At 53.9% G+C, this 13852-nt stretch carries 12 protein-coding genes; 10 read left to right on the top strand and 2 right to left on the bottom strand.

Going from position 1 to position 13852, the window contains the following annotated elements; genetic code table 11:
• Positions 1-133 precede the first annotated feature (133 nt).
• The 3 genes from aguB to Q1W15_RS03035 all read left to right on the top strand — a co-directional run bounded on the left by aguB (position 134) and on the right by Q1W15_RS03035 (position 3963).
• Positions 134-1045 carry an N-carbamoylputrescine amidase gene (gene aguB, locus Q1W15_RS03045; protein ID WP_300720109.1) on the top strand — a complete coding sequence of 304 codons (912 nt, stop codon included), beginning with the start codon at positions 134-136 and terminating at the stop codon, positions 1043-1045.
• A gap of 224 nt (positions 1046-1269) precedes the next feature.
• Positions 1270-2631 carry a putrescine-ornithine antiporter gene (gene potE / locus Q1W15_RS03040; RefSeq protein WP_300720108.1) on the top strand — a complete coding sequence of 454 codons (1362 nt, stop codon included), beginning with the start codon at positions 1270-1272 and terminating at the stop codon, positions 2629-2631.
• Between the two features lie 60 nt (positions 2632-2691).
• Complete coding sequence (locus Q1W15_RS03035) at positions 2692-3963, top strand: phosphatidylserine decarboxylase family protein (RefSeq protein ID WP_300720107.1); 1272 nt, start codon at positions 2692-2694, stop codon at positions 3961-3963.
• 499 nt (positions 3964-4462) lie between these two features.
• Here Q1W15_RS03035 and Q1W15_RS03030 read toward each other — a convergent pair whose 3' ends face one another.
• Positions 4463-5269 carry a helix-turn-helix domain-containing protein gene (locus tag Q1W15_RS03030; RefSeq protein ID WP_300720106.1) on the bottom strand — a complete coding sequence of 269 codons (807 nt, stop codon included), beginning with the start codon at positions 5267-5269 and terminating at the stop codon, positions 4463-4465.
• A gap of 118 nt (positions 5270-5387) precedes the next feature.
• On the opposite strand from Q1W15_RS03030, the gene Q1W15_RS03025 reads away from it, so the two are divergent.
• From Q1W15_RS03025 to Q1W15_RS02995, 7 genes are all read left to right on the top strand, one after another.
• The gene (locus tag Q1W15_RS03025; protein WP_300720105.1) at positions 5388-5732 is read left to right on the top strand and encodes a DUF2834 domain-containing protein; all 345 of its coding nucleotides are present in this window, start codon (positions 5388-5390) and stop codon (positions 5730-5732) included.
• A gap of 243 nt (positions 5733-5975) precedes the next feature.
• A complete protein-coding gene (locus tag Q1W15_RS03020) occupies positions 5976-7187 on the top strand; it encodes an ABC transporter substrate-binding protein (RefSeq protein WP_300720104.1) in 1212 nt (403 codons plus the stop codon).
• Between the two features lie 65 nt (positions 7188-7252).
• A complete protein-coding gene (locus Q1W15_RS03015) occupies positions 7253-8128 on the top strand; it encodes a branched-chain amino acid ABC transporter permease (protein WP_300720103.1) in 876 nt (291 codons plus the stop codon).
• Between the two features lie 11 nt (positions 8129-8139).
• Positions 8140-9921: an ATP-binding cassette domain-containing protein gene (locus Q1W15_RS03010; RefSeq protein WP_300720102.1), complete on the top strand. Its 1782-nt coding sequence runs from the start codon at positions 8140-8142 to the stop codon at positions 9919-9921.
• The gene (locus Q1W15_RS03005; protein ID WP_300720101.1) at positions 9914-10618 is read left to right on the top strand and encodes an ABC transporter ATP-binding protein; all 705 of its coding nucleotides are present in this window, start codon (positions 9914-9916) and stop codon (positions 10616-10618) included. Before Q1W15_RS03010 ends, Q1W15_RS03005 begins: the two co-directional genes overlap by 8 nt.
• A gap of 45 nt (positions 10619-10663) precedes the next feature.
• A complete protein-coding gene (locus Q1W15_RS03000; RefSeq protein ID WP_300720100.1) occupies positions 10664-11434 on the top strand; it encodes an SDR family NAD(P)-dependent oxidoreductase in 771 nt (256 codons plus the stop codon).
• A gap of 294 nt (positions 11435-11728) precedes the next feature.
• Positions 11729-12751, top strand: a complete 1023-nt coding sequence (locus Q1W15_RS02995) for a substrate-binding domain-containing protein (RefSeq protein WP_300720099.1) — start codon at positions 11729-11731, stop codon at positions 12749-12751.
• A gap of 85 nt (positions 12752-12836) precedes the next feature.
• Here the strand turns inward: Q1W15_RS02995 and Q1W15_RS02990 are convergent, their stop codons facing one another.
• Positions 12837-13835, bottom strand: coding sequence for an NAD(P)H-quinone oxidoreductase (locus Q1W15_RS02990; protein ID WP_300720098.1), 999 nt, complete (start codon positions 13833-13835; stop codon positions 12837-12839).
• Positions 13836-13852 lie beyond the last annotated feature (17 nt).

The following is a 13852-nucleotide window of genomic DNA, read 5'->3' as shown; positions in this document are numbered from 1 at the left end:
TCGGGGTGGCGGTACGTAGCTGAGGGCAAGCCAGTATTCGCCCATCCTTTAAACGGCCGGATATGGTCTAGAGTGGATTTCGGATAGAGCGGGGCATTGTTTTTTATCGTTAATTGATCTGAAGGAGTTTGATATGGCACGGATGGTGACTGTCGGGGCAACACAGATGCACTGCACTTGGGATATAGAAGGCAATATAGCTCGCGCAGAAAAACTGGTTCGGGAAGCTCATGCCAAAGGTGCCAATATAATCCTGCTGCAAGAGTTGTTCATGGCCCCTTATTTCTGTATTGAACAGGACATGCGCCATTTAACACTCGCGCAGCCTATTGATGACAGCCCGTTGATCAAACATTTTCAGGCGCTGGCCAAATCCCTCGGCGTAGTGTTGCCCCTGTCATTTTTTGAAAAAGCCAATACGGCCTACTTCAACACGCTGGTCGTTATCGATGCAGACGGCAGTGTGCTTGGGTTCTATCGTAAGACCCATATACCGAATGACATCGGGTATCAGGAAAAACAGTATTTCACCCCCGGAGATACAGGGTTCAAAGTGTGGAACACCCGGTTCGGTAGAATTGGCGTGGGCATTTGCTGGGATCAGTGGTTTCCAGAAACGCAACGTTCTCTGGCGCTGCTGGGGGCTGAACTTATTTTTCACCCAACGGCCATTGGCAGTGAACCGGGGGAGGGCGTACAAGACTATGACAGTCAAGCTCACTGGACCCACGTTCAATGCGGTGCCGCGGCGGCCAATATGGTCCCGGTCATTGCCTCCAATCGCGTGGGAACTGAACAGGGTAAATACACGAGCAGCTTGAATATGTCGTTCTATGGCAGTTCTTTTATTGCCGACCAGACCGGTCAACTGGTTGCTCAAGCCGACAAGGTTTCCGATTGTGTGCTGGTTCATACGTTCGATCTTGATGCCATTGAAACACAGCGCAGTTGGTGGGGGCTGTTTCGAGACCGGCGTCCTGAAATGTATGGTGTGCTGATGACATCCGATGGTAAACACCCGTTTTGTGCCATCGCCGATAAATAGCAACCCACGGGATTGCACCCGCACAACTGAGTGCCAACTGGCACATTGAGCTGATCATCTGCCATGGTGACGCCTGCTTGAGCAATTGTATTTGACGGTTATATAACATGCCGTGCTCAGCAGGCTCCCGGTTTTTATGGTAACTGATGAGCCTCGTGCTGCCTGTCATATGGGTTCGGAATAATCCCTCTCGTGTAGTTAACTATTAAAGTATTGAGGTTGCTATGGAAAGTCCTCAGAAACACAAGATGGGTACGTTGCAGTTAACGATAATAACGGTTGTCAACATGATGGGCTCAGGCATTATTATGCTGCCTGCTCAGTTGGCAGGCGTGGGTAATATCACCATTATCTCCTGGGTTCTGACGTCCATGGGCGCAATGGCATTGGCCTATGGGTTTGCCAAGTGTGGCCGGTACAGCAAGAACATTGGTGGCATGGGCGGGTATGCGCAATATGCCTTCGGCAAGTCGGGTAATATGTTGGCAAACTATACGTATGCTATTGCCATTGTGATTGCCAACGTGGGGGTGGCCATTTCGGCAGTGGGTTACTTCTGTAAAGTGGTTGAAATCGAGATCGGCGGAATGGCCACGGCACTGTGGACCATGTTCTTTATATGGTTGACCACGCTGCCTAACTTCTGGAGTTCCAAGATCACCGGGAAAATTGGCACGGTCACGGTATGGGGCGTGATCATTCCTGTGATCGGGATCATCTTTATAGGCTGGTTCTGGTTCAAGTCCGATATCTATATAGATGGATGGAACCCTCACCACTTGGGTTTCTTCGATGCACTGCCTCAAGCATTGGCGCTGACCATGTGGGCTTTTCTAGGGCTCGAGTCGGCCAGCGCCAACTCGGACGCTGTAGAGAACCCCGAAAAATCGGTGCCGATTGCCGTCTTGGGGGGCACATTGTTTACGGCAGTCATCTACATCCTGTCTACGGCCGTTATTGGCGGGATCATTCCTTATGAAACACTGGCTGTGTCATCAGCACCTTTTGGGCTGGTGTACTCGCATATGTTTGGGGGTGGCGTCGGCAAATTTATTGAAGTCATCATGTGCATTGCATGCCTGGGTTCTTTGTTGACCTGGCAGTTCACAACGGGGCAGGTCTTTAAATCCTGCGCAGACGTGGGGTATTTCTTCAAAATATTTGGTCGGGTGACCAAACGCGGAGCGCCTGTAGTAGGGCTGATCATCATCTGTGTGATTCAATCGGTATTCCTGCTGATGTCCATAACCCCAAGCTTCAACCGAGAGTTCAATGTCATTGTTGACTTCTCTGTGGTGGTGGACCTGGTGCCTTACATTCTGTCCATGTCAGCGTGTTCGACAATCATTAAATCATCTGATGAGTACAAGGCCGGCAAGATCAGCCACGGCAAGTTGATGTTGATTGGCGTTGTCTGCTTCCTGGCCAATGCTTACACCCTCTATGCCATGTACAGCGCAGGAAGCGAAGCGCTTATTTATGGCGCACTGGTGACCTTTGCCGGCTGGATTATATTTGGCCGTTATATGTCGAGCCAGTTGAACATCAGTCATCCATCACCGCAGAAGAGCGTCACGCCTGAATAAGAAGGTGGGGCTGCGGTTAATTTTGATCTGGATCAATTATTTAATACAGTGAGGTTGGAAATGACGACTCAATTAAAGCCCTGTGACACCACGTTTATGATCGGTAAATGGATGCCCTCCGACCAAAAAACACTCTCAGACTGGCTCTTGTTGATCATGTCCAAAGCCGAGAACAATAAAAGTCCACTGCTGCCCGCGGTAGAGCGTTTCAAACAGTTTATTGAAACGGATCCCAAGGCGTATATGTTCTTTAACCAGATGTTCAGCCAAGTGTCCAGAGATAAGGCCTTGTCGCCCGGCGGGCTACCTCAGGTGCGTGACTATCATCATATGCTGCAACTGATGAATGTCATCATGACTCACGCCCCGGACTTTAATAAAAGCGGTTTGGTCGGCTGCCCCTTTAATGCCATTTTTGACTGGTCCATGGCCACCAAAGGTGGTTGGGCAGGTTTTCTGGATCAAAAGGTCAATGCTCACTTGAAAGAGGTGCTTAATGAGTGGGGCAAGTTTCTAAGCTCACCTGACAGCGCTTACGTCTTGAGCGATGACCCGAAATCCGGCTGGTTCGGAGCAGATGCGATGGCCGCGATGCCGAACTTCGCCAGCGAGTTCCAATGCGACCCGGATCTGCCTGGCTACGGGTTCAAGTCCTGGGATGATTTTTTCACACGCAATTTACGTGACGGCGCTCGACCTGTTGCTGAGCCCGATAATGATGCAGTGGTGATTAATGCGTGTGAATCGGCACCGTTTCGAATTGCCCGCGATGTCAAACTGCGTGATGAGTTCTGGATTAAAGCGCAACCCTATGCGTTGCAGTTTATGATGGATAATGACCCTTTTGTTTCTCAGTTTGTCGGTGGCACGATTTACCAGGCGTTCCTCAGCGCGTTAAGTTATCACCGCTGGCACTCACCGGTGTCTGGGCGGGTTGTGAAAACACGCATGATTGAAGGCACCTATTATTCTCAAACGTTGAGTATCCGTGACGATGCCTCGGGGCCCGATTTGTCACAAGCCTATATTGCTGAAATAGCCACCCGCGGGCTGGTGTTCATTGAGGCAGATAATAAAGATATTGGTTTGATGTGCTTTATGGCGATAGGGATGGCGGAAGTTTCAACCTGTGACATTACTGCTTTTGAAGGGCAGTATGTAAAAAAGGGCGATCAACTGGGGATGTTCCACTTTGGAGGCTCGACTCATTGTTTGTTCTTTGGCCCCGATGTCGATATTGAGTTCGATACCCATCAACAAGTGCCGGGGCACGGCAGTAGCAATATCCCGATCAACTCGAGAATTGCGACGGTTAATACCCGCAAACGCTGAGTGAGTTTATGTGTGAAAGGTGCTGCTTCGTTAACTGGCGATTCAGCACCACCTATAAAACTGGGTGAGCGTTAAGGCAGGGTGCCTGATCAACGATAAATACGGATTTTTCTGCCTGTCAGATCATTATAAAAAGTACCCGTATCACCCAACAGGGCATACCGGGTTGCCCTGTACCCGGCTGTGAGTCGAGAGCAATACAGTTCGCGCATTTTATAATATGCCCACGCCCAGCCACGCTTAAGAGTTTTGCTCATATGGATGCCATCATTAAGCCATTACTGTTTGAGCGAGGTTATCAGAGAGTTATTCCAGAACGCTATACCTGAGCGGCCAATGATATAAATTGTCAACTGACAGGACTTTAACCCGACACCAGTCCTGGTGATTACGGGTGAAGTGACTACTAACTGACGCCTGTTTTTTGACCTTTTACGGTATAAACCAGCCATCGGCTACAGGCGTATAACAGTGCAGAAACCTTAAAGTCAGGGCTTGGCTAAGTCTCATTGGCACCATAGGCTTGGGTCATGATTTCCCAGGTTTTCGCGTCAGCAGGAATCAGGTGTTCGATACGCAGTGACGCCATTGTGATATCGAGCGGCATGCCGAACGTGGTGAAGGTGGACATGAAAGTTAGTTCCCCATGCCTTGAGTTGAGGCGTGTCAGAACTAGCGGAGGCAGCGCGTCGGTCAGGGTTGATGACCCGTGCGGGGAGGGGAGGCTTTTCAGAAGCTCGGCAAGCTCAGGGTTGCTTAAAGCCTCTCGCGTTGCTCTTTGCCAAGCCACTAATCGTATTTCCTCGACATTGCTCAAATGATCGCCCAAGCCGCCGGGCCGTAGTAGGGTGACCAGCAGGTTCAGCCCCTCTGCCGCGTCGGGCTTGAGCCCCACCAGATCGAACAGCACGCCCGTGCTGGCATTGGCGGCCAGAACCTGCCACTGACTGCCCAACACAATCGCTGGCGCAGGATTGTTGGCCTCCAGTAAGTGAGTGATGGCCTCGCGAACGCCCTCCATGCCTGGGGAGGTGAGAGGGGTGGCTTCGTAGCGCGGGGCATAACCGCTCGCCAGAAACACGCTGTTGCAGTGTTCCAGAGGGACTTCCAGTGCCATCAACACGTTGTGCAGCGTTCCGGGGCTTGGCGTGGCGCGTCCGGTCTCGATACAACTGAGATGACGCTGGGAGATGCCTGATAGCAGCGCCAGGTCCAACTGGCTCAATTTGGCCTGTCGACGTAACGCGCGCAATTGTGCGCCGGCACTGGTCGCGGAGGTCGTTCGAGAAAAAGGTTGGCTGTTCATTGCAGGACTCTGGCAGTGCGCATGGGTTGAGTCCATGACCTGTGAGGTCATTGATCTCGTGGCGACCCTATCATTAACGTGCCGGTAGTGAACGTGACTTGATGTCCTGGGAGGGCAAATGAAGAAACCCTATCTCTCACTGGCTACTCTGGTGGTTTTTTCCTTATATACAGCGGGTACCCTGTTGTTCGCCGATCAATCGCTCATCGATTTCGGCATTGGACTCCTGTCGAGCCCGGACACCGCTCAAGTGGTGGTTGATCTGTACCTGCTTGGCATCCTTGCGTGCGTCTGGATGTACCAGGACTCGCGCGCCAAAGGCCGATCCTTGGCCTCGTTGCTGCCCTATTTTCTGATCACGGCAGTGTTTGTATCAATCGGCCCATTGCTTTACATCGTCATAAACGGCTTCGCCCGCGAAGCACGGCCGGCCGGCAGCAGCGATTCACGGGCCCAGCCATAGCGCGGAGGGCGGCGTAATCATCACTGCCACATGTCTGGGGCCGTGGGTTTATCCCGCCGTTTTACTTGACACAGGGGCACCTGGCGGGATAAATATGAAGCGCTTCATAAATATGCTTGGAAAAAAATAAATCTAATAATATGTCTCGTTAAGAAGCACGTTTTTGTTGGCTAACGAAAACGAGTGCATATCTGAAGCGATTCATTTGGTGCCGATTCATTGGCGCTGAACCAGGAGATAATAATGAGTACAAAACACTGGATCACCTCTGCCTGCGTTGCGTTGTCCATAAGCACATCCCTGGCGGCCCACGCCGATGTGAAGCTGGGTGCCCTCTATCCCTTCAGCGGTTCTTTGGCGCTGCTCGGAGACGAAAGCTATCGCGGATTAGAAGTGGCCGTCGCCGAACGCAATGCGGCGGGGGGCTTGAAAGGCGAACAGATTAAATTGCTCAAAGCCGACGCCGTGGATGCTGGCCAGGCAGTCGGCGCCGCGCGTAAGCTGACGTCCGTTGAGAATGTGACCGCTGTATTTGGTAGTTACTCTTCAGCACTGGCTTTTGCCGCGACCCAAGTAACCGAGTTGGCCGGTGTCCCTTACTTCGAACTGGGTGCCGTGTCGGATAGCATCACTGAACGCGACCTTAAATACGTGGTGCGCAGTAACCCAACAGCCAAGAACTTCGCTGAAGGGACCATTGATGCAATCACCAAAGTGTTGGCTCCCACCCTCAACATCGACCCTAAACAGTTGAAAATCGCAATCATCCATGAAGATGCGCTGTACGGCACGACCATTGCGACCTTCCAGAAGAAATTGGCGCAAGAACAAGGCTTGAACGTGGTTGAAGTGCTGCCTTACTCCGCCAAAGCGGTGGACCTGTCGTCGCTGATTCTGCGCCTTAAAGGGTCTGAGGCCGATGTCGTTCTACAAACCAGTTACCAGAACGATACAACCTTGTTTTTCCGCCAGATCCGCGAGGCCGGGTACAAGCCTAAAGCGGTAGTCGGTGCCGGGGGCGGTTATTCCATGCAGGATACCCTCAAGGTGGTGGGGGCTGAAAACATGGAAGGCGTATTGGATGTCGACTTTGCCCAGTATCAAACCAACGAGGCGGGTGCGCCTGGCATTGGTGCATTCGCCGCGGCTTATAAAGAGCGCTACGGCACTGAACCTCGCTCAGGCCATAGTTTGATTAACTATGTAGGTGCCAAGATTTTCCTGGACGCCATGGAAGCCAGTGACTCGCTAGACGCTGATGCGATTCTGAGTTCGGTCTATAAAGTCGACATTCCAGAAGGTCAAACCGCTGCTGGTATTGGTGCCAAATTTGCGGCTAACGGGCAAAACGAGCGTGCCAATACCGCCATCATGCAGTGGCAAGATGGCACGTTGAAAACGGTCTACCCGGAGTCGGCTGCTGTCACCCAAGCGCGTTTTGTCGAGCATCAATAAACGCAGTGAAACATCTGAATCATAGTTAGTTTCGTGAATTCGTGCGCTCGACACGAGGGGGCTTCGTGGATATTTTCCTGCAGCTGGTTCTGAACGGCTTATTGCTGGGTGGAACATTAGCGATTATCAGTATTGGCCTGACTTTAATATTTGGCATCGTGCGTGTTGTTAACTTTGCGCACGGTGAATTTTTGATGATCGGGTTGTATGCCGTTTATTTGATGAATGCCAAATTCGGGATTCATCCTTATATTGCAATCATTCCAGCAACACTCTTGTTGTTTGCGGCGGGTGCGGCGATGCAACGGTTCATTATTCAACCGTTGTTGAGCGCTGAAGGCCACATTCAGATATTCGCGACCGTGGGCGTTTCCATCGCGCTGATGAATGGTGCCTTGCTTGTCTTCGGCGCTGACGTGAAGACGGTACAGGGCATCACGCTGGGTACTGAGACCTTAGCCTTTGGGCCGTTCCGGGCCAGCAGCGGGCAGTTGATTACCTTTGCCGCCTCAATGGGGATGGTGGCGGGCCTGCATTGGTTTTTGCATCACACATTCCTGGGGCGGGCGGTACGCGCAACGGCACAGAATCGAAACGCTGCCCAGTTGATGGGTGTGGACGTCAAAAAAATCTACATTTTCGCCTTCGGTCTGGGCTGCGCTTGCCTGGGCGTGGCTTCTGGCCTGATTGCTCCGCAATACCCGGTATTTCCAACCGTCGGCACCTTCTTCGTGTTGACCGCCTTCGTCATCGTTGTTCTGGGCGGGCTGGGAAGTCTGTGGGGGGCGCTGATGGGGTCAATGGTCATTGGTGTGGTGGACAGTCTGGCGGGTTATTACATCGCTCCGGACCTGAAAGAGGTCGTTTACTTCTCGATCTTCCTGGCCATTCTTGTTTTCCGACCGACCGGGCTCTTCGGTGCCGGTCGCGGATCTGAATAGGGATTATGGACATGAGTATTTTGCATCCTCGCGTCTACGTAAGCATTGTGCTTTTAGCCCTCTTACTGATCATTCCGTTCAGTGTTGGGTCACCGTTCGTGTACCACCTTTTTATTCTGGTGTGCAGTTATGCCGCGCTCGCCACTGCCTGGAATATAGTGGGCGGCTTCGCCGGGCAGTTATCCCTGGGGCATGCTGTTTTCTACGGCGTGGGCGCTTACACAACGACCCTGCTGATGATCAACTTTGGCATAAGCCCATGGATCGGCATGTTCGCGGGCGCACTGTTATCGTCGCTCGTGGCAATCGTCATTAGTTGGCCTTGCTTCAGGCTTCGTGGGCCATTCTTTGCTCTGGCAACCATTGCCGTGCTTGAAGTATTCCGGCTTGTGGCAATTAACCAGCATGATATTACCGGTGGCGCTGCCGGGCTCGGCGTGCCGCTTAAACTGGGTTTCGAGTGGATGCTTTTCCGGCCACGCTGGCCCTATCTGTTAATCGCATTCGGCTTCCTGATCATCACGTTGGCCGTGTCGTGGAAAATCAAGACATCGCGTTTGGGCTATTACCTGATTGCTGTACGTGAACGCGAAGATGCCGCCCATGCTGTAGGCGTCAACTCGGTAAAAGTGAAACTGATTGCCGTTGTCTTATCTGCCTTTCTGACCAGCCTGGTCGGCAGTTTTCACGCGATGTATCTAACGTTTATCGAGCCTGGCTCGATGTTTTCCCTGGACCTGTCTATTCAGATTGCAATGTTCGCGCTTATCGGTGGCCTGGGGACTGTCTCGGGGCCGTTGATTGGCACAATTCTGGTGCTCCCTCTGGCCGAACTGGCGCGCGGTTGGCTGGGCGATATGGGCAGCGGTGTTCACGGCTTGGTGTACGGCATCGTTCTGGTTGTTGTGGTACTCACCATTCCGCAAGGCCTGGTAGGGCGGTTCGGCGGGCGCGTCTTTGGCTGGATCGATTCGTTGCCGGGTGGCAACACCGCGTTGCGCAAAGTCGTACCTCCCACCCAGGCCTCCGTCGCCACTCATCACGCCGTCACCCAAGGTCAGCCCATTCTGGTGGCAGAGCATCTGCATAAGTTTTTCGGCGGTTTGCATGCCACTAACGATGTATCACTCAGCTTGGCTGAAGGTGAGATTGTTGGGGTAATCGGCCCGAACGGAGCGGGTAAAACCACTGTGTTCAACCAGCTTTCCGGCTTTCTCTTGCCGTCCCGGGGGAGTGTCAAGGTTCGCCTGCCTGATGGAGAGTGGGTGACACCCGGTAGCCCGGCGGAATTTGCCAAAGCCGGTATCGGCCGCACGTTCCAGATCGTGCAACCGTTCGCCGACCTGAGTGTGTGCGAAAACATCATGCTCGGGGCCTTCATGCACACCGCCGATGCCAATGAAGCAAGGGCTATCGCCACCCAGGTAGCGGAACTGACCGAGTTGACGGCCATGCTCGACACGCAGGCACGCAACCTGACCGTAGGGGGAATGAAACGCCTGGAAATGGCGCGGGCACTGGCCACTCGTCCGCGGATCCTGTTGCTCGATGAGGTCATGGCCGGGCTTAACCCGACCGATGTGGTCAAGGCGATCGAAGTCATTCGGCGGGTGCGCGACACCGGGGTGAGCGTGCTGATGATTGAGCACTTGATGCAGGCCACGATGAGTCTGTCTGATCGAATTATCGTCATTAGTTCAGGTTCAGTGCTGGTTCAGGGTGCGCCTCAGGATGTCATCAGTGACCCTCAAGTGATTGAGGCTTACCTCGGTAAGGAGTACAGCCATGCTTAAGCTGAACAATGTGCATGCCGGTTACGACGGCACGGAGATCCTGCGGGGCGTTTCATTTGAAGTGAATGCCGGTGAGGTGATCACCATCGTCGGTGCCAACGGTGCAGGCAAGACCACCACGCTTCGAAGCCTGTGTGGGCTCGTCGAGCCAACACAAGGCACTATCGAATTTGAGGGCGAGCGAATCGATAAATGGCGCCCTGATCAAATCGTCGATGCCGGCCTGACGCTGATTCCAGAGGGGCGTCAGTTGTTCCCGTATTTGAGTATCCGCGACAACCTGCTGATGGGGGCCTACAAGCGCAGCGCCCGCAAACACTACAAGAAGCGCCTGGATGAGGTGTTGGATCTGTTTCCGCGCGTGCGTGAGCGCCTTGAGCAGAATGCCGGGACGCTTTCAGGCGGTGAGCAGCAGATGGTCGCCATCGCACGTGGCCTCATGGCTGAACCCAAACTGTTGATGTTCGATGAGCCGTCGCTGGGCCTGTCGCCCCTGTTGGTGTCCCAGGTCTTTGACATCATCAACAAGATCCTGGCGCTCGGCACCACCGTCCTGATCGTCGAGCAGAACATCGTTCATACCCTTCGAATTGCCGACCGTGGATACGTGCTCGAGAACGGCGAAGTGGTGCTCAGTGGAACGGGGCAGGAGCTACTCGATAACCCCCATGTAAAGCGGGCTTATTTGGGGTTGTAGGCCATTGCTTGCGCTATTTACGATTATTTGAAGGTGAGGTTAGTGATGAAGAGTCTCCGACATTCTGGGCGCGTGGTTCTGGTGACGGGTGCCGGTGGAGGCATTGGAGCAGCCCTTGCGCAGCTGTATTGCGAGGAAGGTGCTCGGGTCGCGTTAGTGGACTTTGATGAAGCGAAGGTCAAGGAGCAAGCGGCCTTGCTCCGCGCTGCCGGGCACACGGTTGAATGGGCCAAGGCGGATGTTGCACAGTTTGACGAGTGCGTAAGGGTGTGCGATCAGTTTGTCAGGGCCCTTGGGCCCATCGATACGCTGATCAACAATGCGGGTGTGTCGCCCAAGCACAATGGCGCGCCGGTGCCTATCTGGGAAATGAGCCCGGATGAGTGGGAGAGGGTCGTGGGGGTCAACCTCACGGGCTCTTTCAACCTTGTGCGCGCACTGACACCGTCGATGGTAGAGCGCCGCTTCGGTCGTATTGTCAACATGTCATCGGTTGCAGGCAGTGCTTATTTACCGATTGTAGCCGCCCATTACAGCGCCACCAAGTCAGCGATTATCGGTTTCACACGGCATTTGGCCGGTGAGCTGGGGCCCTACGGCATTACCGCCAATGCGCTGGCTCCGGGGCGCATAGAAACGCCGTTGCTGAAGACGGTTTCCGCTGTGGCGAATCAGGCTGTTGTGGATGAAACGCCCCTGCGTCGACTCGGCACACCCCGGGAGGTGGCAAAGGCTGCCTGTTTCCTGACCTCCGGCGAAAGCGATTTTGTGACGGGCCAGGTCGTCGATGTAGCAGGTGGTTGGCTGATGCGTTAAGGGGGGGCAGGAAATGCTGCATGGGGTCATGCTGACGGCTTAACGGAGGGCCGGTGAACGTTGTGTACACCTGAGGCCCATTTAAAGTCCTGAAAGTTGCCGGCACCCGGTAAGCCCTGGCGTTATTACATGACCGAAGAGCTTTCTCGGGTGCCGTGTTCCGGTTCTTGAGCTTGAATGAATAAATGACCAGATATTGTTAGCATATTGGATGATCCGGCCTGTACGCGTTGTGGCCTCTTTTACCGCAGTAAACCTTTTCAAATGTCATGACCCGGGAATACAGATCCTTCGATGAAAAACAACGAAAAGCCGAAGCTCAAGGACGTTGCTGAGTTGGCGGGTGTTTCTATTGGCAGTGCTTCCCGAGCGCTTTCAGTGCCTCACCTGGTAAAGCCAGCTACTTTGGAGAAGGTCTGCGCAGCTGTTTTGAAGCTGGGCTATGTGAGAGACGGTGCCGCGCGCGCGCTGGCGTCACGGCGAACGCATAGTATCGGGGCTATTTTCCCGACATTTAACAACCCGGCGTTTGCCGAAGCGGTTCAAGCGCTTCAGCAGCGGTTGAGTGAACTTGGCTACCACTTGATCATCTCGTCACACGAATATGATCAGGATCAAGAACTGATCAACGTGCGAAACATGATTGAGAAAGGGGTGGAGGGGTTGTTGTTGGTCGGTACCGATCATAGTCAGTCAGTCTATGAAGCGTTAAATAGCTCAAAGTGCCCGTTTATTCTGATGTGGTCTCTTGATGGCGCGCACCCTCACCATTGCGTTGGTTTTAGTAATGAGGAAGGGGGCCGGATGATTGCACGGCATTTAATAAGCCTGGGTCACACGGATATCGCCATGATTAACGGCGTAGTTGCCTATAACGAACGGGCACACTACAGAAGGATCGGTGTTGTCGATGAACTCTTGCAAGATGGCATTGAATTGGCTGCCTCGCGAATTATTCAACAGCCGTTTACCCTGGAAGGCGGGCGAGCGGGGCTTCGAATGGCGATGGAGATGACGCCCCGCCCCACCGCGATTGTTTGCAGTACCGATGTCACGTGTATGGGAGCCATTGCCGAGGCCCGCGCCATGGGCATCAAAGTTCCACAGGAACTGTCTATAACAGGTTTTGATGATATTGATTTCGCGGCTGTTTCAGTGCCTGCATTGACGACGGTTAATGTGCCCTCTTCAAAAATCGGGGTGAACAGTGCTGATAATATTGTTGCCCTCATTGAGGGGCGCCCAATAGCCCGCCGAGAACGCGTTCAGATTGAATTGATTGTTCGGCAGAGCACGGCCCCTCGCGCACGCGAGTGAGCGCCTTGCGCTTCGCGGCAGTTGCCAAGGACTGGAAATGCCGCATTCGAAAACGCAGCATTCAGTCTTTACCCGTGATTGAAGGTCACGTCATCTGCAGCACAATTTTCCCGATGTGATCGCCACCTTCCATCCGGGCATGGGCCTGGGCGGCGTCAGTCAATCGGTACACCCTGTCGATGATCGGTAAACAGCGCCCGGCCGTGAGCAGCGGCCAAACATGCTCGCGCAGGTGTTGTGCAATCACGGCTTTTTCGGCCTGGGTTCGCGAGCGCATCAGTGAGCCGGTAATGGTGGCGCGCTTGGCCATTATCGCCAATAAGTCGACATCATTGGCGTGGGCACCCCCCAGGAAACCCAACAAGACCAGTCGGCCCTCCATGCTCAGGGCTGAGATATTTTGATTCAGGTACGACGCGCCCATTATATCCAGAATGACATCGACGCCTTTGTTGGCCGTTGTCTGCGCGATGACGTGCGCAAAGTCCTGCTCGCGATAGTTGATGGCGTGCGCCCCTAACGCTTGAATGGCGGCACACTTTTTCTCGCTACCCGCTGTGGCGAACGCTTCGATGCCAAACGCTTGGCAGAGCATGAGCGCAGTGGTGCCGATGCCACTGGTACCGCCGTGGATAAGTACCCGTTGGCCTTTGACCGCACCGCCCATGTCAAACAAATTGGCCCAGACGGTGAAGAAGGTTTCGGGAATCGCCGCCGCCTGATTCCAATCCATGCCTTCAGGGATCGGCAGCGTCTGGCTGGCAGGAGTGACGCAATATTGCGCATAGCCACCGCCATTGGTCAGCGCACAGACCTTATCGCCGACGACAAACTCACTGACGTCGTCACCCACGGCGACGACGACACCGGACACTTCCAACCCCGGGATCAGGCTCATGCCGGGTTTCATGGGGTATTTCCCCGTGCGCTGGATGACGTCCGGGCGATTGACGCCAGCGGCCATTACGCGAATCAGCACTTCGCCTGCCGCGGCAGTTGGAACCGCCACCTGTCGCGGCTGTAACACATTCGGGCCGCCGGGCTCGGTGATTTCAATAAGGGTCATCTCGTGGGGCAGATTCATGCGGGGTACCTGTTGAG

The organism is Pseudomonas sp. (assembly GCF_030150285.1).
Classification (GTDB): domain Bacteria; phylum Pseudomonadota; class Gammaproteobacteria; order Pseudomonadales; family Pseudomonadaceae; genus Aquipseudomonas.
This window is presented reverse-complemented; position numbering and strand designations above follow the sequence as displayed.